Origin of the sequence: Mycobacterium dioxanotrophicus (genome assembly GCF_002157835.1) — a bacterium.
Taxonomy (GTDB): domain Bacteria; phylum Actinomycetota; class Actinomycetes; order Mycobacteriales; family Mycobacteriaceae; genus Mycobacterium; species Mycobacterium dioxanotrophicus.
Map to the genome: position 1 here is coordinate 3,305,828 of NZ_CP020809.1, position 17,924 is coordinate 3,323,751.

The 17,924-nt window shown below is 63.5% G+C and carries 23 protein-coding genes, 1 tRNA gene and 6 pseudogenes; 19 read left to right on the top strand and 11 right to left on the bottom strand.

The annotated features are described in order from the left end of the window. The first annotated feature begins 421 nt into the window (after positions 1–421). Complete coding sequence (locus BTO20_RS15935) at positions 422–646, top strand: hypothetical protein (protein WP_232491155.1); 225 nt, start codon at positions 422–424, stop codon at positions 644–646. A 122-nt stretch (positions 647–768) separates the two neighbouring features. Here BTO20_RS15935 and BTO20_RS39345 read toward each other — a convergent pair whose 3' ends face one another. After that, the gene (locus tag BTO20_RS39345) at positions 769–924 is read right to left on the bottom strand and encodes a hypothetical protein (RefSeq protein WP_157680225.1); all 156 of its coding nucleotides are present in this window, start codon (positions 922–924) and stop codon (positions 769–771) included. Positions 925–1,159: 235 nt separating this feature from the next. Here BTO20_RS39345 and BTO20_RS40520 point away from each other — a divergent pair. Together BTO20_RS40520 and BTO20_RS15945 are read left to right on the top strand one after the other, a co-directional pair. Next, positions 1,160–1,375, top strand: a pseudogene (locus BTO20_RS40520) (DUF5994 family protein); the annotation flags it as partial. A gap of 71 nt (positions 1,376–1,446) precedes the next feature. Continuing rightward, positions 1,447–1,650 (top strand): hypothetical protein, encoded by a 204-nt coding sequence (locus tag BTO20_RS15945; protein WP_083167306.1) that lies wholly within the window; start codon positions 1,447–1,449, stop codon positions 1,648–1,650. Between the two features lie 52 nt (positions 1,651–1,702). Here the strand turns inward: BTO20_RS15945 and BTO20_RS41355 are convergent. From BTO20_RS41355 to BTO20_RS15965, 4 genes and pseudogenes are all read right to left on the bottom strand, one after another. Then, a pseudogene (locus BTO20_RS41355) lies at positions 1,703–1,928 on the bottom strand (DUF5994 family protein); the annotation flags it as partial. A 220-nt stretch (positions 1,929–2,148) separates the two neighbouring features. Beyond that, positions 2,149–2,418: a hypothetical protein gene (locus tag BTO20_RS15955; protein WP_087077364.1), complete on the bottom strand. Its 270-nt coding sequence runs from the start codon at positions 2,416–2,418 to the stop codon at positions 2,149–2,151. A gap of 301 nt (positions 2,419–2,719) precedes the next feature. Then, entirely contained in the window at positions 2,720–3,877 is a 1,158-nt protein-coding gene (locus BTO20_RS15960; RefSeq protein WP_087077365.1) for a fatty acid desaturase family protein, read from the bottom strand. Between the two features lie 95 nt (positions 3,878–3,972). Next, the gene (locus BTO20_RS15965) at positions 3,973–4,731 is read right to left on the bottom strand and encodes a TetR/AcrR family transcriptional regulator (protein ID WP_083167299.1); all 759 of its coding nucleotides are present in this window, start codon (positions 4,729–4,731) and stop codon (positions 3,973–3,975) included. A 234-nt stretch (positions 4,732–4,965) separates the two neighbouring features. Between BTO20_RS15965 and BTO20_RS15970 the strand changes: the two genes are divergently transcribed. The 8 genes from BTO20_RS15970 to BTO20_RS16005 all read left to right on the top strand — a co-directional run bounded on the left by BTO20_RS15970 (position 4,966) and on the right by BTO20_RS16005 (position 10,318). After that, on the top strand, positions 4,966–5,499 hold the full coding sequence (locus tag BTO20_RS15970; RefSeq protein WP_083167439.1) for a hypothetical protein: 534 nt from the start codon (positions 4,966–4,968) through the stop codon (positions 5,497–5,499). Then, entirely contained in the window at positions 5,486–5,659 is a 174-nt protein-coding gene (locus tag BTO20_RS15975) for a CsbD family protein (RefSeq protein ID WP_083167296.1), read from the top strand. The genes BTO20_RS15970 and BTO20_RS15975 overlap by 14 nt, the downstream gene beginning before the upstream one ends. 51 nt (positions 5,660–5,710) lie before the next feature. Continuing rightward, entirely contained in the window at positions 5,711–5,890 is a 180-nt protein-coding gene (locus tag BTO20_RS15980; protein WP_083167294.1) for a DUF6131 family protein, read from the top strand. Positions 5,891–6,101: 211 nt separating this feature from the next. Continuing rightward, positions 6,102–6,575, top strand: a complete 474-nt coding sequence (locus tag BTO20_RS15985; RefSeq protein ID WP_142282843.1) for a hypothetical protein — start codon at positions 6,102–6,104, stop codon at positions 6,573–6,575. Between the two features lie 145 nt (positions 6,576–6,720). After that, entirely contained in the window at positions 6,721–7,272 is a 552-nt protein-coding gene (locus BTO20_RS15990) for a DUF5994 family protein (protein ID WP_087077366.1), read from the top strand. A gap of 563 nt (positions 7,273–7,835) precedes the next feature. Next, positions 7,836–8,576: a GAF and ANTAR domain-containing protein gene (locus tag BTO20_RS15995; RefSeq protein WP_087077367.1), complete on the top strand. Its 741-nt coding sequence runs from the start codon at positions 7,836–7,838 to the stop codon at positions 8,574–8,576. A 458-nt stretch (positions 8,577–9,034) separates the two neighbouring features. Continuing rightward, the gene (nuoI, locus tag BTO20_RS16000) at positions 9,035–9,610 is read left to right on the top strand and encodes an NADH-quinone oxidoreductase subunit NuoI (protein ID WP_157680226.1); all 576 of its coding nucleotides are present in this window, start codon (positions 9,035–9,037) and stop codon (positions 9,608–9,610) included. 519 nt (positions 9,611–10,129) lie between these two features. After that, a complete protein-coding gene (locus BTO20_RS16005) occupies positions 10,130–10,318 on the top strand; it encodes a hypothetical protein (protein ID WP_198344620.1) in 189 nt (62 codons plus the stop codon). Here the strand turns inward: BTO20_RS16005 and BTO20_RS16010 are convergent. From BTO20_RS16010 to BTO20_RS16020, 5 genes and pseudogenes are all read right to left on the bottom strand, one after another. Further along, positions 10,319–10,578, bottom strand: a pseudogene (locus BTO20_RS16010) (transposase); the annotation flags it as partial. It lies immediately after the preceding gene. Positions 10,579–10,664: 86 nt separating this feature from the next. Further along, a complete protein-coding gene (locus BTO20_RS40530) occupies positions 10,665–11,231 on the bottom strand; it encodes a transposase (RefSeq protein WP_232491156.1) in 567 nt (188 codons plus the stop codon). Further along, a complete protein-coding gene (locus BTO20_RS40535; protein ID WP_269770357.1) occupies positions 11,137–11,589 on the bottom strand; it encodes an IS110 family transposase in 453 nt (150 codons plus the stop codon). Before BTO20_RS40535 ends, BTO20_RS40530 begins: the two co-directional genes overlap by 95 nt. Then, the gene (locus BTO20_RS41120; RefSeq protein ID WP_269770364.1) at positions 11,505–11,843 is read right to left on the bottom strand and encodes an IS110 family transposase; all 339 of its coding nucleotides are present in this window, start codon (positions 11,841–11,843) and stop codon (positions 11,505–11,507) included. The genes BTO20_RS40535 and BTO20_RS41120 overlap by 85 nt, the downstream gene beginning before the upstream one ends. 278 nt (positions 11,844–12,121) lie before the next feature. After that, a pseudogene (locus BTO20_RS16020) lies at positions 12,122–12,920 on the bottom strand (IS256 family transposase); the annotation flags it as partial. A gap of 310 nt (positions 12,921–13,230) precedes the next feature. Here BTO20_RS16020 and BTO20_RS16025 point away from each other — a divergent pair. From BTO20_RS16025 to BTO20_RS16055, 7 genes and pseudogenes are all read left to right on the top strand, one after another. Further along, on the top strand, positions 13,231–14,274 hold the full coding sequence (locus BTO20_RS16025; RefSeq protein ID WP_087077368.1) for an IS110 family RNA-guided transposase: 1,044 nt from the start codon (positions 13,231–13,233) through the stop codon (positions 14,272–14,274). Between the two features lie 102 nt (positions 14,275–14,376). After that, on the top strand, positions 14,377–14,943 hold the full coding sequence (locus BTO20_RS16030) for a dihydrofolate reductase family protein (RefSeq protein ID WP_083171311.1): 567 nt from the start codon (positions 14,377–14,379) through the stop codon (positions 14,941–14,943). Between the two features lie 204 nt (positions 14,944–15,147). Further along, positions 15,148–15,399: pseudogene (locus tag BTO20_RS39350) on the top strand (IS3 family transposase); the annotation flags it as partial. Positions 15,400–15,433: 34 nt separating this feature from the next. Further along, the gene (locus BTO20_RS16040) at positions 15,434–15,892 is read left to right on the top strand and encodes a hypothetical protein (protein ID WP_170064384.1); all 459 of its coding nucleotides are present in this window, start codon (positions 15,434–15,436) and stop codon (positions 15,890–15,892) included. Positions 15,893–15,946: 54 nt separating this feature from the next. Then, the gene (locus BTO20_RS40540; protein WP_408632202.1) at positions 15,947–16,180 is read left to right on the top strand and encodes an SDR family NAD(P)-dependent oxidoreductase; all 234 of its coding nucleotides are present in this window, start codon (positions 15,947–15,949) and stop codon (positions 16,178–16,180) included. Beyond that, positions 16,147–16,968, top strand: a pseudogene (locus tag BTO20_RS16050) (NADP-dependent oxidoreductase); the annotation flags it as partial. The gene BTO20_RS40540 and the pseudogene BTO20_RS16050, both read left to right, overlap by 34 nt. 40 nt (positions 16,969–17,008) lie before the next feature. Continuing rightward, on the top strand, positions 17,009–17,209 hold the full coding sequence (locus BTO20_RS16055) for a hypothetical protein (protein WP_087077371.1): 201 nt from the start codon (positions 17,009–17,011) through the stop codon (positions 17,207–17,209). 15 nt (positions 17,210–17,224) lie between these two features. Here BTO20_RS16055 and BTO20_RS16060 read toward each other — a convergent pair whose 3' ends face one another. Beyond that, the gene (locus BTO20_RS16060) at positions 17,225–17,734 is read right to left on the bottom strand and encodes a hypothetical protein (RefSeq protein ID WP_087077372.1); all 510 of its coding nucleotides are present in this window, start codon (positions 17,732–17,734) and stop codon (positions 17,225–17,227) included. 84 nt (positions 17,735–17,818) lie between these two features. Here BTO20_RS16060 and BTO20_RS16065 point away from each other — a divergent pair. Then, positions 17,819–17,895: transfer RNA gene (locus tag BTO20_RS16065), tRNA-Val, on the top strand. Positions 17,896–17,924: the final 29 nt, after the last annotated feature.

Sequence of the window (17,924 nt, forward strand, 5' to 3'; positions counted from 1 at the left end):
GCGATGTCGCACAGTTTCACGTTGGGCGGCCGGGATTGGTCGACGAGTAGGGAGTTTGCTGGGCGTCTAGATTTGGGGCGTTGGCTGACGACGGCAACAACTTGGACAGTGTGTTCAACGTGCAGTCGGAGCTGTTTGCGTCGCCTATCGTCGAGTGATGCATTTATCGGCGCGGTTCGCAGCCAGCGGCACGAGAGGCCACCATTACTGTGGAGCAGGTGCTCGGATCGATGATTTGCATCATTTGCGTGGGGACCTCAGGGTCGAAGATCTCGGTTGAGGAACTGTGGAGTACAGCGCTGCCTGCGGTGATCGGTGAACTGGTCGGGTGTGTTATGCGGTTGATGGCTCATCGAGTTCGGGCGTTCGGGACGGCGAGCGCGAACGTGTCCACGTATCGGTTGAGGGGCCGTCCACATTGGTGGCTGGGGTTGACGATGGCGAGGATCGCGTCCGGTTCACTCTCACCGGTGCCGCGTTCGGCAAACGGGTCGAGGGCCAGGAGACCGATCCGCCGGTGGTGTGGATGCGCCTGGTCGTTCTCGGAGTGAAGTTTGGTGAGGCCTACGGTGTTAATGCCCGGGTGACCGGACCCGACGTTGAGGGGACGGGCAGCGGCGACGCCAGTCGGGCGTCCGTGTGCTGAACCGGTGATCTGCCGCCGGCCGGTCTGCATGTGCTAACGGAAGGTGTTCTCCGACACCGTTCTTCATCGGACTCCGGTGTGAATGGGTGATCTGAATTCTCTGGGCACTTGCGGCGACGCAGTCAGGGCGGGCCGTTGTCGAGGAGTCGGCGGTCGGCGTCGGCGTAGCGTGGCCTTTGATGGGTGAGCTGCCGTGCGCCAAAGTGGGTGTCGGCTGGTCGGTCGGCGTCCGCTGCGGCCGGCACCAGCGCGACCCGGTGTGAAGGGGTGGTTGCCATGGCGATGGCGTCGCGGCAGTCGACGGGGTCAAGCCCACCTGGAGCCAACAGCTATTTGAATGGTGCCCTTCACGGTTCCTCCGCGCAACCCGTCATGTGCGTCCTCGCCTGTCGCCATTTCGGGTGACTGCGAGTATCGTTAAACATGTTGGTGTTCGGTCATGCGGATTGCCCATGGGGTTTGGAGCATCGATCCAATAGGTCGATTGGCTCGACCATAGATGGGAGCGTTCATATGACGCTACAAGTCGTTGGGAATTCGCAACGAATGCAAGGCCCGCTCCGTACTCCGAGGTCGCGGTTGAAACCCAAAGCGCACCAAAGCGGCTATGTGGATGGGGCTTGGTGGCCTCGCAGCGATGACCTCAGCGCAGAGCTGCCAGACCTGTTGGCAGTGCTCTCAGTGCGCCTGGGCCGAATCGACCGAGTGCTAGACCACGCAGTTGCTTTCCCGAATTCGCATCCGGCGAAGGCTTCTGAAGAATGGGATGCTGGCGATATCGCCAGGGATCGGATTTGACCATGACTGTGCAAGTAACCCGCAACGACGGCCTCACTGATGAGTTTGCGCGCTTCGGTGACCGCTACATCAAGCACGCCGACGGGTCGTTGGAGGTTGTCCGTGCTGGAACAATGCAGCCCGTGACCTATCCGCTGGGCGGCTGGACCGAGGTAGCCGGTGACGAGAAGCGGAAGCGGCACGGGCTGTTTCGTCACCGCTTATAGTGCCCGGCATGTCTTCCCGCGGATGCGGGGCCGCGGGCGAAGGTTCCGGCGTTCAGCCGGGGAGCTGCGCCAACCGTGGGGAAGCCGTAGTTCCGCCTTCTGATTCCCAGCGTTCTTGAGCGGTGGAAGCCTGGGTGCGGCTGTCCCTGTCTAATTGACTCATCATGAGCAATCCGTCGAGGGTCGCGGCGTTGCGAGGTTGTGCCGCGGTCATCATGGTGCGGTGGGCGTCGGTGTTGGGGCGGAATCACCAATAGCGTGAGCCGGTCACCCGCGAGGACTGCCGGCATCTGACTCGACGGCTGGAACGCGATCTGATCGGGGCGGGTGAGTCGGTGGTGCGGGTTCCGCCTAAGCTGATGGCCCATATCCGTGACTCGGCGCGCACCTAACGGTAAGTCTGATCCCATCGATGCCCTGGCAGTGGTTCGGGCGGTGGTGCGCCAACCGGATCTGCCGGTCGCCCGTCTCGACGGTGTGCAGGGCGAGCTGCGGCTGCTAGTAGATCATCGCCAATACCTTGGTGGCCGATCGGGCGCGGATCATTCCCCGGCTGCGCTGGCATCTGCATGAACTCGACCCCGGATGGACAGCGCCGACAACGATCGAGCGCACCAGCGCCTTTGACGCCGTGACCACGGCCGTATCATCGCATTCATGCAGGTGGGCCGCCTGCGCCGGTTGGCATTGCGCCTGGTCGAACATCTGCGAACGTTGACCGCTGAGATCGATGAATTCACCGCGCAGATCACTGAGCGGTGTAGCCATCGTTGCGCCGTCGCTGTTGACCCTTGTTGGCTGCGGTGCGCTCACGGCAGATGGCTCGGGTTGCCCGCACCCACAGCCTGGTCCGCTTAGTCGGGCGGACCGGGTGTGCTGGGATAACGCTGCGACTGAATCCTTCTGGGCCACACTGAAAGTCGAGTTCTATGGCCGGTACTTGTGGCCGACTAAGTCGGCGGCTAAGCTAAGCTCGCCGTCGGCGACTGGATCGAACGGATCTACAATCGCCGCCGACGCCACTCAGCGATCGGCATGATCACCCGGTGGAATACGAAAACCGGATCACTCAGACGGCACAAGCCGCCTTACCCTGTGTCCACCAAAGCGGGTCACACCGATAGGTGAGTTCGGACAGTTTCGCAATCGGTTGCGCGGGAACGCGATTCGGGAGTGCGAGCGTGGTGATGGTGCGTAGGGTGCGGAGGTACTGGCGGGTAAGGGGACCGGTGGTGTAAGGGATGTTGAAGCGTGCGCACAGGGCCCGAATTTGTGGGGCGATCTGGGCGTAGCGGTTGCTGGGAAGGTCGGGGAACAGGTGGTGCTCGATCTGGTAGCAGAGGTTGCCGCTGAGGAATGCCAGTACCGGTCCGGCGCGGAAGTTCGCGGTGCCCAGCATTTGTCGTAGATACCATTCGGGTTTGGTCTCGTTCTTCAGGGCGGTAGGAGTGAATTTCTGTGTGCCGTCGGCGAAGTGCCCGCAGCAGATGGCCACGTAGGCCCACACGTTGCGGAGCAGGTTGGCGACCGTGTTCGCGGCGAGGGTGCGGCGCCATCGGCGAAGACTCAGTGCAGGAAAGATCAGATAGTCCTTGCTGGCTTGGCGGGCGATCTTGGTGGCCAGTGCTCGGGTGAGGGCGCTCTTGTCGGTATCGGTGGCCGCGTGTCTGGTCTGAGACTCCCAGCCCTGCAGTGCGATACCCCATTCGAACATGAGGGCCAGCACGATGTTTCGTAGCGGCTGCAACAGATTGCTCACCCGCCACTGTTGGTCGGGGGTGACCCGCATGATGCCGTATCCGAGGTCGTCGTCGATGCCGATGATGTTGGTGAAGACGTGGTGGCGGTAATTGTGGGCGTAGCGCCACTGCGAGGACACGCCGGCCATGTCCCACTCCCAGGTGCTGGAGTGGATCTCGGGGTCGTTCATCCAATCCCATTGACCGTGGCAGATGTTGTGGCCGAGTTCCATGTTCTCGATGCTCTTGGCGGTGGCAAGCGCCGCGGTGCCCAGTGCACAGCCCGTCTTGCTGCGGCTGGCGGCGATGATCAGCCGTGCGGCGACCTCCAGGCACCGCTGAAGGGCGATGGCGCGCAGGATGTATGCCCTGTCGCGGGCGCCGCGTGAATTCTCGGTGTCGCGCCGGATGGCGTCCAGGGCCGCCCCGAGCGCGTGCAGGTCTGCCTCGCTGAGGTGGGCGTATTCGGCTACGTCTGTTATTGCCATCGGCGTCTGACCGCCAGTCGAAGTCGCCGGAGTGGCAACAAGACAGGGAATTTCGGGTGCGCCATGGTGGTCACGGCCGTTCGTGGTGGTTTCGCTTATGGCGGTTCTGGTGCGGGCACGGACGGTGCGTCGGGCACGCCGAGTCGGGTCGCCAGTCCGCTGAGCAGAATGTCGAGTCCGCGGTCGAGTTCGGCCCGCCCGTCGTAGGCGGCCCAGTCCGGTGCGAGGTCACGCACGTGCGGGAATTCGCCGATCGGCAACCGGTGCAGCCCGAGCCGCAACACGTGATCGATTTCCTCGGGGCGCTCGACGATCTCCTGCAGCTCGGTGAGCACATGGCCGTACAAAAACCCAAACAACGCCCGATAGACGCGCAGTGCGTCGCGGCCGGTGAAGCCGCACCGGGTCAACAGTGCGAGAACCTCTTCGAGATGCCGCAGTATTCCGGGCGGGCGCATCCCCAGCGGTGTCGACAGGGGGCGGGTGACCAGCAGCGGAACCACGTGGGGGTGCGCGCGTGCCAGGTCGCGGAAATCGTGGCCCAGTCGGCGCAAGGCGGCGACCCAGTCCGCCGTTGTGGTGTCCACGCAGAGTTGTTCGAAGACTATCTCGACCACCCCGTCGAGGACGGCCGCCTTGTTCGGGACGTGCCTGTAGATCGCCATCGGATCACGTCCCACCGCCTGCCCGAGGCGGCGCATCGACAGCGCGTCAACGCCATGTCGGTCAATGATGTCCAACGCGCCGGCCAGGACCGCTGCGCGAGTGATCGGCCCGTTCTGGCCGTTCACGGTGAGGTCGGTACTCGGGGCATTGCCCTGCGCGCCTGACGGACCGGCTGGCGATTGAACCATGGACCAAGCACCCCTTCCGACTGCGTCACTCCGTGGATATCTTCACTGTAGACATACGCCGTAGAGATGGCAACGGCGAGGAGCCCGGCGCCCGGCACGGCCCTCTGTGCGATCCTCCCGGGCCGAGCGCGCCATCCGGTTTTCAACGTAGTTCTATTCCGTAGACATATACCGTTGACAAATGACGTTGAAAGGGCGTGTACTGGACTTCTAGCACAAGATTGAAGCGTGATCATGGTCCTCGTCATCGGATTGGTTGTTCTGCTCGTCGCGGTGGTCGTGGGGTTCACCGGGGTTCTGGCGAACGCGGGACCCGCGCATCCGTTGACGGAGAACTTCGATGCGTTGGGCTATCACCTCACCGGGTCGACCGGCACTCTGTTCGTTTTTGGGATCGCCGTCGGCGCGGTCGCGATGCAGGGACTAAATGTGTTGCTCGCCGGTGCCCGGCGCACCGCCCGACGCGGGCGAGCTGCCCGCCGTGACCTCGCCAAGTCCCGACGTGAGACGGCGTTTCTCAACGAGGAACACGACCGGCGGATCGAACACGACCACGACGACGCAGTCATACGTGCGGGCGTGGCCCCCAGCGGCCCGCTTGCGGCGAGAGAGACATCCCGCTTCGGCCGGTGGTGGCATGGTCGGCAACCGATTCGCACCGCAGGCCTCGACACCGTCGCCGGTAGGCCAGCTCCGGCCGACCCTCTGAGCCCGCGCTCGCGGGCCATCGACACCGAAGATCAAGGAGTCCGCAATGAGCGTCGGTAAAAAGATCGCCCACAAAGCCGAAGCCGCCAAGGGTGCGGTAAAAAAACTCATCGGCCGCGCCACCGGCAATACGCGCCTGCGTGCTGAAGGGCGTGCCGATCAATTCAAGGGCAACGCCAAACAGGCAGGCGCCAAGGTCAAAGACGCCTTTAAACACTGACCCGGCCCACACCGTGCTCGGTCACCTCTACACAGAATTAAGGCAAGTGCCATGATTGTTTTCGGAATCATCCTCATCGTCCTGGGGCTCCTGCTCCCCAGCCTGGTCCCGACGTTCGCGTTCGCGCATGTCGTCTTGGTCATCGGAGTCATACTGCTCGTCGTCGGTCTACTCCTGATGCTCATGGGACGGATGGGCCACGCCGTCGGCGGCCGCCGACACTATTACTGAGCGGCGCAGCGGACGACAGTGTCAACGCCGACTCACTTGCCGAGCCGACTCGAGCCGCGACCATACCCATCGGCTACACCATTCCCGCAGTGGGAAGCTTCGGCACTCTGCAGGTGAAGCTCGCTCATATCGCTAACCGCGCGATGAAGTACCTGGGGTGCAACCGATTACATGCTTTGCTCACGTTTCATCCAGCCCCCGAGGAGCCGATATGGCTACCAGCAATATTGTTTTCACTTCCCTCGTGGTGTTCGCGGTGGTGATGCCGGTTGCTGTCTTCGCGTGGATGGCGGGCAACAAACACAACAAACGCAACCCCGCGAAGGATGGCAAGATCGGCGTGGCCGCCAACGAGGAGCCGGCACCATTTGGACAGTGCGAGGCGTGGTCCGCCGACGCCGCCGCCAACGCGGAGTTGCACCGACAAAAGCCGGCAGCATTGCGTCCCGAGCCGGTCGGCACGGACTCGCCGACGTCCACGACAGTGTGGCAGCGACGTCCTCCGAACAGCGCCACGACCCAATGGGACCGCGCGGACACGATGTTGCCGGCTTCGCTTACATCCCAAGCACGCAGAACCGCCGACCCCAAAGAAAGCTCACGGCCAACAGAGCAAAGCACACACCGTGCACGCGTCGAGGAGCCTCGACGTGGACCGCAAATCGACACAAGCGCAACAACTTAAACAATCAAAGAGGCCGCAACCGCCCATCACGCGGGAGCGGCGTAATTTTCACAGACGTCGGCGCAACTTCGTATACGCAAACCACGCGTGTCAATCGTCGATTCCAAGAATATGGCCGATTCGCGGCCGGGACGGGAGCGTCGCCATGACGCAACAGCAGACTCGCACAACCTCTCAGAACGCCACCGCGCCGGCTCGCACTCCGCGGTTGCGGTTGAAACCCACGGCACCGCATAGCGGATACGTCGACGGGGCGTGGTGGCCGCACACCGATGATCTCAGCGCAGAGTTGCCAGACCTGTTGGCGGTGCTCTCGGAACGGCTGGGCCGCATTGACCGGGTGCTGTACAAGCTCAACACATGGGACAAAGCGCCACGGAAGCTCGTCACCGGCGGCCGTGCGGTACGTCTGGACGGATACCGACTCCAAGCGATCAACACCATTGAAGTTCTCGGGCTCGACGGTGACCGGGACCGGCTTGTGCTGCTGGTGATTGCGCCAAATACCGACGCTGACAACGCCCATACCATCATGACGACCGCAGCCCAACCCGGCAACGCCGCCACCACCGACAGTCTCCTGATGATCAGCCCCCGAGATCGCGACAGGCGCATCCAGGCGTCCATTGCTCAAGAGCGCTGGGAATCGGAAGGGGGCACAACAGCTCCGGCAAAGCTGGCGCCGGTCCCCGGCTGATGCCCACGCCGAAACGCCCTGGATCTCTCGGATCGCCGCGCCCAATACGGAAATCTGGACCGGCGCCCCGCGGCAACGGCAGCTCCCGGCGGATCACCCTGCAGGCCAAGGCCATGCCGCGTCATCCGACAGCTACGTCAAGAACACGTGCGCGAAGTCGGCATTCAAACCTGCGATCCCGCGTTTCACCCGTCTGGTTGACTTCGTCGGCACGGCATGCGCAAAACTGGCCGCCGGCCGAGCGCATGCGCAGTGAGGCCGTCATCGCCCATTTCGTCGACCACGTCGACGGCGCACGATTGCAAAACTCCTGACGATGCAGGCGCCACCTCGCACGCCTTCGCAGGCACCCGTGCCCCTTTGGTGAAGTTCCGGCTGTCGGTGCGCACCGCCGAGATCAAGAACCGCGGCACCGCTGAGGTGTTGCACGCGTCATCGTCATGGGATTTCCGGTTGAGCGGCGCCCGTTCTACGGTGCTTGGCGCGTTTACGCCGTTACGATTCCGTTGAGCCAGTGCCGACACGGCTGGTGACGATGAGCCAGGCTGGAGGACGGCGAGGCAATGACAGGCAACGATCGCCCGGATCCCTTGCGGCGCCTGGATGCAACCTCGGAGGCGATCGCCGACCTTCGCGGCATTCTCGCTGGGGAAGAGCCGCTTGATGACGTCTTGGCCCGAGTGGCCCAGACCGCGGCACGAGCGATCCCCGATGCCGACGCCGTGAGCATCACGGTGTTCAATGGCGACACTCGTCGCACTCCGGTGTGCACCGACGAACGGATCATCGGGCTTGACCACCTTCAGCAAGAGTCAGGCCGCGGACCGTGCGTCGAGGCGGCCCAACGTAGGATCCCGGTGCGGATGGAGATCAGCGGTGACACCCGGTGGCCGGAATTCTCCGAGGCCGCCGAGCAACTCCGTATTCAGGCGATATTGTCGGTGCCGCTGTTGATTGGCGATGACGACGTCGAACTGCTCGGATCCTTGAACGTCTACAGCTACACCGTGTCGGCGTTCGACCCTTTCGATGAAGGGCTGATGCGGCTTTACACCGTCGCAGCCAGCGCAGCCATCACCAACGCCCGCCTATGGCAACAGAGCAGGGACACCATCGCCCAGCTCGAACGCGCCCTGACGTCGCGGGCCGAAATCGACCAAGCCAAAGGGGCGTTGATGTCCGTCCGCGGATGCACGGCCGACGAAGCGTTCCGGCTCCTCGTCGAAGAATCCCAACACCGCAACGTCAAGCTGTACGACATCGCGCGCAGCCTCCTGGCGTCGCTGCACCGAGATCCGGATTGATTCGACGATTCCCAAGGCGCGGTCGAGGAAGTCGGGGCGCGAAGATCGCTGCAGCGATCATCAGGCACTGATCTGCTCCTCGTTTCGGCAAATTGAGATGATCTTCGTAGTGTCCAGCACAGCGGATAGGACGCAGGATCATGCTGATGGTGTTTCGGACATCATCTGTCCTTCCCGCCAAGCTCACGCCCGGCGTGTCAGACCAAGACCAGATCCACCGTTATTCTTAGACCCAGACCACTCTGGCCGCCGCTTGACAGAGGAGCTAGCGACACCCCTGGGATTCGGGTGTATCTTGATGTTCCCGCTGAGGTGACGTGACAGGGCTGTTTCGAGGAATGCCGGTTGATGACACGGCCTAGTCTGGGTCTCAGGTTCATGTGTACGTGGCCAAGCTCGGGGCAGGCAGCGCAGGAGGCCCGGCGCACTCGAAGTCGGCGCGACCCAGGAGGGCACACATGTTTACATTCCTCAAACCCATCGCGGGTTTTCGCGTGACGTTTTCGGCGATGTTCAAGAAGCCAGTCACCGAGGGGTATCCGGAGAAGCCGGGCCCGGTGGCGCCGCGCTATCACGGCCGCCATCAGCTCAACCGATGGCCCGACGGGTTGGAGAAGTGCATCGGGTGTGAGCTGTGCGCGTGGGCCTGCCCGGCCGACGCGATTTTCGTGGAGGGCGCCGATAACACCGAGGCCGAACGCTTTTCGCCGGGCGAGCGCTACGGGCGGGTGTATCAGATTAATTACCTGCGCTGCATCGGCTGCGGGTTCTGCATCGAGGCTTGCCCGACGCGAGCGCTGACGATGATCAACGACTACGAAATGGCCGACGACAACCGCGCCGACCTGATCTACGGCAAGGACCAGCTGCTGGCGCCACTGCAGCCCGGTATGGCGGCCCCGCCGCACCCGATGGCGCCTGGCAGCACCGAACGGGACTACTACCTCGGCAACATCCGCCGCGGCGAACCCGGAAGCCCGGTGACCACGTTGTTGACCCGGACGCGCGGACGCGTACCTCCACCGGCGAAGTGATGCTGTTAGCGTCGGGCGTTGCGCACTGTTGGCCGTCGCTGAGTATGCAGATGATGCCGTCACTGTCGGTGCGGACGTGATTTCGGGAGTTGGTCTGCAAAGTGACGGGTTAGTCGGCGCGGCGACGTGCTGGTCGTCGTGGTGACGGGCGCCGTCGGGCGTGCCGAACGGCGCCCCCGATGGCTCGCGGGGCCATGATGAGGCTAGGCCGGTGGCGGCAAGAGGCGACCGCGGTGTAGGGCCCGATCAGGGTCCAGGGCGGGTCGTCGATGCCGTATCGGTGGCGTTCACAGTAGGCGGCTGCCGACAGGATCGACAACGCGTGATGCAGCAGGTTGCGGTGTTGCCCAGCGCGGTGAACGTCAGGGTCCAGTGCCAGTAGCTGTCGGGTGCCGCCTCGGTAGATGCGTTCCAGGTATGCCCTGGTAGGGCGGCGCAGCCAGCGCAGCACCGTGGACACGGGCCGATCGATAGCAACCGCGATGTGCCGGTGTCGAAGTCCATTTGTCTTGTGCAGCAATGCCGTTCGAGCTGGCCGCAGGGGCACCGTCGCGGCGTGGGAACCATCGCCAACCCGCGGCGGCCGACAACAGCAAGCACCGCCGCCACGAGGAGAACGCGATCGTCGAACAGGCCGAACGGGCCTACGAAGTCCTCGTGGCTCACTGGCAACCCCGCAAACCCGCCACCACTCCCCGCTCACCTTGACAATTTCATCAGTCGAGCAGATCACCTTCGTTATTTCGGTGTCGTAGTCCAGGAACGGGACGAATTGACTCCAAACGTTGCGCCACAACCGAATTGCCGCCGGATATCGATTGCCCCATTCGGCCTCGAACGCATCCAACGCCGCAGCGGCCGCGTCGGCGTTGACCGCGGTGTAGATCGGCTTGACGGCCTTTGGCGATCGCATCACGGTGCTGACGACCGCCGTAGCGGAACGTGCCGCGGATTAGGTGGATGAAACAGACTCCCGCTGTGAACCTTTCGTCGTGGACGTGTTCGGTCGCCGCGACCGACTTGGTTTGCTCAGCGCGGTGTTGGAATCGGTGGACTATGCCGCGGTGGCGTGGTGGTGGATGACCGGGTTGTAGGGGGTGTGATCGTGCCAGCAGCGCCACAGAATGCGACACCAGCGCGCGCCCAGGCCACGCAGAGCACGGTGGTGTGGTTGGCCGGCGGCACGGGCGTGTTCGTAGATGTCGGAAGACCAAGGGTCTTCACGGACTGTGACGAACATCCACCAGTCGATGGCGTGGCGCATTCGCCGGTTGGCGGCGTAGCGGAACCTCACCTGACGAGTGCGCCCGGAGGCCTTGGTGACCGGAGCCAAGCCGGTCTCGGCTAACAACGACGCCGCCGATGGGAAACGGCTGCGCTCTTCCCCCATTTCGGAGATCAATACGCCGGCGGTGACGGGTCCGATACCGGGGAAACTGGTGAAGAGCGGAGTGTCCGGGTGCATGTCGAGCAGCTCGCCCAGCCGCTTGTCGTGGGCTCGAAGATGCTTATTGACGACCGTGCCTTCACTGGCCGACAGTAGGTGCGGCGCTATGCGCTCGAGAAGTGCCTCGGGTTTCTGGCGGCCGCTGTAGCCGTGTCGGCCGGTGAACGCGCCCATCCGCTCGGCGGTGATCCTGCCTGCCTGCGCCCGGGGTGGGATAGGTCCGGATAAGCGCCAACGTGGCCGGTAAAGCATTGGCGGCCAAAGCATTCACTGAACAACTAGCGCTGCTGATATCGCGATCCAACGAGGAAAACAGGTGCAACGGGGCAGGATGGTAGGCCTCCAAAACCGAACGCAGCCGGTTCTCGGTGTCTACCTGCATGTCCAGGATGCGTTGACGGTCCCGGGTCACTGCGGTCAATTCCGCCAGTAGCGGTGCGGGCGCGGTCAACGGCCGCCACTGGGCATGCTGGTGGCGCAATGTGTCGGCCAGGACATAGGCGTCGAACTCGTCGGACTTCGCGGCTGCCATCCGATACCGTTCGCGGGCCCGCGCCGAGATCTTGGTGACACACAGTAGATTTCGGTATCACAGTGTTGTTGCAGGTGCTCGACGAGCAGGCCCTCGGCTCGTTCGATCGCGATACTCACCGAACCAGTCAAGGAAGTGATCATCGCGACCAACGCGACCAGACCGTCGACGGTATGAGCAATCCTCTCGCTGACCAACTGGTGGCCGTCATCGTCGAGCACGCAGAGGTGGTGGAAACGACCACCCCAGTCGATGCCGTACCAAAAATGATCCCGCCGTTACGGACTATCCTGATTCATTGCAGTGAGATCCCCTTCACATTGAAGGTTCACGCTGCGAACGCGAGGCCTGCCCGAGACCTCGTCTCGGCACTCGCCGCTGACACCGGTGGTGCTGCTCTCGCTGGCCGGTTCATGCCCCGCAGCCACCGTGGGCGGACAGGTCTGCATGTGGACCTCGAAGGTGACGCGTTTGCACAGGTCCTGCCCGTGGTGGTGCAGGTGAACGCCGAGACCATCCCGGCCCACCCATTGTTAATAGATGACGTCTGTACCACGGTGTCGGGGAACGCCGTACCCACCGATTGCGGGAGACCCTTGAGACCGTCGCAGACCAGGAAGAAGATGTCGGCCACCCCGCGGTTCTTGAGCCCGGTCAGCACCGACAGCCAATACTTGGCCGACTCGCCGTCGCCTTCACCGGCCCACATCCCGAGCACATTACAAATCCACCCCGATGGCCGCGTAGATCGGTCTGGGGCCCACCTGGCCGTCGCGGATCTTGACGTGCAGGGCGTCGATGAACACCGCGGCGTATACCCGTTCCAAGGGGCGGCTGTGCCTGGCCGCCATCTCCTCGACGACGCGGTCGGTGATGCGGCTGACGGTGTCCTTGGAGACCGCCGCGCCGTAGATGTCGGCGAAATGGTCGCTGATTTCCCCGGTGGTCAATCCGCGGGCATACAGCGACAGGATCACCTCATCGACGTCGGTGAGATGGCGTTGGCGCTTCTTGACGAAGTGCGGTTCGAACGTGCCCGCCCGATCCCGCGGGACGTCGATTTCGATCGAACCGCAGGCGTCGGTCAGTACCGTCTTGGTGCGGGTTCCGTTGCGGGAGTTGCCGCTTCCATGCCCGGCGGGATCGTGACGGACATACCCGAGGTGCTCGGGCAGTTCCTCGTCGAGGGCGGTTTCGATGACCGTCTTGGTCATCGCCTTGAGCAATCCGCCGGTCAACGCTACGCCGGCCTCACGTGCCTGGCGCACCAATTCCCGAGTGACCTCGAGCTCGTCGACCTCACGAGCCGCTGGGACGTCGATCGCCGTCACCGCGGGATCGTGTTCTTCATTCTGTGATGGCTCCACAGCCACGACAGTTTCGGTCGTTTCGTGACCTTTCCGCCCTCCGACACACCGGGGGCCATAAGGCCACTTACACCGTTAATGCCAGTGTTTGACTGAAGGGGTCCGGCGGGTTCGCTCCACCTGTTATTTGCCGTTGGTGGCCATTGTCTGTAGTGCGGCCCGCCGGATGCCAAGGACCGGCCGGCGTGGCTTGAGAGGAGCGTGGCATCGCCCCTGACTGGGATGTGCCCACCGACCGATCCCTGATCCCCTCAAGGAGAAGGAGACGAGTTCAATGATCACTCTGGGAGTCGATGCGCACAAGCGCACCCACACCATCGTCGCGGTCGATTCCAACGGTCGCCAGCTGGCATCGAAGACGATCGCCACCACCACCAAAGATCATCTGGGACTGCTGACCTGGGCCGAGCAGTTGGCCAGTGGTAACGGTCTGGTGTGGGCGATCGAAGACTGCCGACACCTGTCGCGGCGGCTGGAGCGGGATCTGCTTGCCGCGGGTCACGCAATCGTGCGGGTGCCACCGAAGTTGATGGCCCACGTCCGCGATTCGGCCCGCACCTACGGCAAATCCGATCCCATCGATGCGCTCGCCGTCGCCCGTGCCGCGCAGCGCGAACCCGATCTTCCCGTGGCCCGGTTGGATGGTCCTGACCGCGACGTGCGGTTACTCGGTGATCATCGTGAATCCCTTGTTGCAGAACGGACTCGGGTGATCAATAGACTGCGCTGGTATCTGCACGAGCTCGACCCGTCCTGGGAACCCAAGGCCCGATCTCTGGATCGGCTTGCAATCTTGGACCAGGTCTTGGTGCGTTTGGAGCCGCTCACGGGAACCGTCGCGCGGCTGGCGCGTGATCTGCTCGAACGGTGCCGCACACTGACCCAGCAGATCGACGAGCTCACCGCAGAGATCACCACACTGGTGACCGATATGGCGCCGTCGTTGATCGCGATCCCCGGTTGCGGAACCATCACTGCGGCCAAGATTCTCGGTGAGACCGCCGGGGTCGATCGGTTCCGGTCCAAGGACGCCTACGCCCGTCATAACGGCACCGCACCGATGCCGGTCTGGTCCTCCAACAAGGCCCGCCACCGGCTGAGCCGCACCGGGAATCGTCAACTCAACGCTGCCCTGCACCGGATCGCGCTCACCCAGGCGCACTGGCATGAACCGACCAAACAGATGATGACTCGGCGTAAAGCCAGCGGAGACAGCGGGATGGAAGCACTGCGTGTCCTCAAACGGCGACTCTCCGACGTCGTCTACGCGGCGCTACAAGCCGACCTCGCTACGGGGGTCAAAACCGCCGCCGCTTGACAGAGGAGCTAGCGACACACCCCTCGTTGGGTGTGGACCAGTTCACGGGTCCGCTCGGACCGTGGCGCGATGAAATGATAGGCAGTCGGTGGTCTATAAGGTATGCGCTCATTGATCATTACTCAGAATGTGACCCTGGACGGCTCGGTGGAAATGCTGGAGGGGGCCGGGTGGTTCGACCCGCAGTCTCAGGATGACGAGCTGCTTGCCGAGATGACTCGTCAAGACTCGACTGCTGACGCGCTTCTAGTCGGCCGGAAAACATTTGAGGACTTTCGCGGATACTGGCCAAGTCAGCTGGATGACATCACCGGGATAACTGACTACCTCAACAACGTTGAAAAATACGTGGTGTCGTCGTCCATGACAGACCCGAAGTGGGAAAACTCAACGATTTTGTCGGGGGACCCCGCCGATGAGGCGGCGGAGTTGAAAGCGGCCGAAGGTGGCGACATTGTGGTGACCGGGAGTATCAGCCTGTGCCATGCGCTCATCGAGGCTGAGGTCGTCGACGAGTACCGGTTGTTCATCTATCCCTTCGTACAAGGAGGGGGACGTCGACTGTTCCCGGATCGCAGAGTGATTTCCGGGTTTACCCCTGTTGCCCAGCCGATCGCATTCCCCAGCGGTGTCGTGTTTGTCCGCTGGGGCCGGAACCGAGCCACGTGAGCTGTATGCGCCGCTGCGCGCACGCACTGTCGCACCTGAGATAGGATGTGATTGCTCTTGTTTCTTAGATCTTTGCGGTGTCGATTTTTATCGCCTCGTTGGCACCGTCGCGCGACGCTCGGCGTCGTTGCTGCTGTGGTTGCAGCCCTTGGTTTTGTGGGGGGGTTGTCACCGGGCAACATCGCGCCACCCAACGCCATGAGCCTGTCGCGGGCCACCACGGCCGATCCTGAACCGACGCTGGGCCTGGCTTCGCGCTATGCCAAGGATCACCCCCGACGGGGTTTCCGACCTGCATATCACGACGGCCGTGCGGAAGGCTGGGCAGTCAATCACAAGAAGGTGCAACGTCTTTGGCGTGAGGAAGGCCTTCGAGTGCCGCAGCGCCGGCGGCGCAAGCGCCACAGCAGCTCCACCGCACCCAATCGGGGATGGGCGGTGGACTTTCAGTTCGACGTCCAGCGAAGCCCCACGGAAAGGAAGAACAAGCATGCGGCCCCCTGCCCTAAACCGAGCCTCACAGGTACCCGCACCTGTCGAATCGGCGCGGGTGCTGCTGGCCGCCGTAGCGGTCAGCCACCTGGTCATACCGGTGGTGATGGGAGTTAACCAGAGCACTCTGCGCGACCAGATCGCCTCCCAGCACCCCGGTTTCGCTGCGGTGGAGGTCGGGAGGTCGGTCGACCTCGCCGTGGCTTTCGGGGCGGCTTTCCATGGCATTCTGCTGGTGTTGTGCACGCTGCTGGTGTGGAAGTTGACCACCGCACGGCCATGGACCCGTCGGCTGGCCACGGTCTCCCAAGCTCTGTCCCTAGGGTTTAGCATGGTGTCCTGGTCGTCCTCGCCGATGTTCCACGCCGTCATCCCCATCGTTGGCGCCGCGCAGATCCTCGTCGTCGCCCTGCTGTGGGCACCTCGGACGGCCAGGGAATTCTTCGCCGTCCGCTGACCAGTACATCTCGACGAGACCGTTCGACTCGTCGAAAAACACGGGCGACGCATCATCGCTTACCAAGCCGACGTCCGGGACTACGACGTCCTGAAATCCGGCCTGGACTCCGCCGTTCGGGAACTGGGCCGCCTCGACATCGTTGCCGCCAATGCCGGGATCTTCCAATTCGGCGAGCCGGTAGAAGAAGTCGCCCTCAACGATTGGACCGGGTACCCGTCGCCGGGGACATACAACAGCATTGAACCGGGTACAGAACCGCAGGCCTCAATCCTGGCGAGGCGATGATCCGCCGCGGCGCCCTGCATGACCGCTGGCCGGCCACGTTCCCGTCCGGGCAGGGCAGTGACCTTGCCGGAGTTGTGGCCGAAATCGGTCCAGGAGTAAGGGGATTCGCTGTCGGCGACGAGGTGATCGGATTCTCCGAACGCCGGTCGAGCCAGGCCGAATACGTCGCCGTGCCGGCAGGGCAGGTGACCGCCAAGCCTGCTGCCGTGCCGTGGGAGGTGGCGGGCTCACTGTTCGTTGCGGGGACCACCGCGTACGCGGCGGTTCGCGCGGTGCGGCTGCAGCCCGGCGACACGGTGGTCGTCGCGGGCGCGGCAGGCGGCGTCGGGACCATCGCCGTGCAGCTCGCGGCGCGCGCCGGGGCAACCGTGCTGGGGATCGCCGGCCCCGCCAACGACGACTGGCTCACCGCACACGGCGTCATCCCGGTCAATTACGGCGACGGGCTGGCCGACCGGCTGCGGGCCGCGGCGCCGAACGGTCGCGTGGACGCGTTCCTGGATTTCTTCGGCGGGGGCTACGTGCAGCTCGCGGTTGAGGAGTTGGGCGTCGAGCCCGCCCGGGTGGACACCATCATCGACTTCCCGGCCATCGAGCGATTCGGGGTTCAGGGAGCCGGCAATGCCGACGCGAGCGACATCGCTGTGGTCGCGGAGCTGGCCGGGCTGGTGGCCGACGGTGTGCTGGAGGTGCCCATTGCGCGCGTGTTCAGCCTCGACGACGTGCGGGCGGCCTACACCGAGCTGGAAAAGCGCCACACCAGAGGCAAGTTGGTGCTGCGCCCCTGACGTTCCGTCGATGTGTCCGGTGCGCGCGTAGCATCCAAGCATGAAGCGGGGATTCGTAGTCACGTTCGCGATCGGTGTGATCCTGACGCTGTTCGGCTTGATCTGGGCACTGCAGGGCTTTGGTGTGTTGCAGGGCAGTCCGATGAGCAATACCACCACGTGGTCGGTGATCGGCCCCATCACCGCGGTGATCGGCGTCGGGATCGCGGTTTTCAGCTGGCGCAAGCTCTCGGCCAAGTGACCCGATCACGTCGTCTCAATCCTTGCCGCGATATTCGAAAACCTTGAACGACATCCAGCCGGCTTCGCGTGCATGCTCAAGCTCGTCGATGTGGAAAATAAATCCTCCACTGAATATGCACGGCAGCTTCGAGAGACGTTCGCGGACTTCGGCTTCGGTGAGCGGTCGACCAACGCGGTACACCCGGTCGTTCTTGTAGTACGTGTCAACGGTGACCACGTGCAGGGCCATGACAATACGAACGGTTTGGTCCAGGTCCCCGATCCCCAGGACGACGAGGTCATAGCCGTCGTACTGGTATCCACGGTCGTAGAGGGTGGGATCCTTGTCCAAAGGGGTATGCGCCCTCACCCGGAGGCACCGGCCGGTCCGCTTGTTGACGATGACGCCGGTGAAGAGGTCGGGGCCTTTCGTCACGCTGGGGAAGAACCACCCGTCGTTCAATTCCCGAGCGCCGCCGAGGACCACCTGCTGAGCATCGAACGCCGCGATGGCCAGCTCACGGGCCCGTGCCTCGTCGACCATGCTGCGCAAGCCTAGCCGCGCTCGACAAGTTGGCAGCGGGGATGTCGGATATCGCTGGTGCATTGCTGCGAGCACCAAACGCATTACGCGGTAGGACAGTTCGAAAGTCCGTCGGGCTCACAAGCCGCTAGGGAGTGGTTCGAATCCACCCTGCGCAACCAATCCTGTCCTCGGGCTCGGGGTTCGGTTT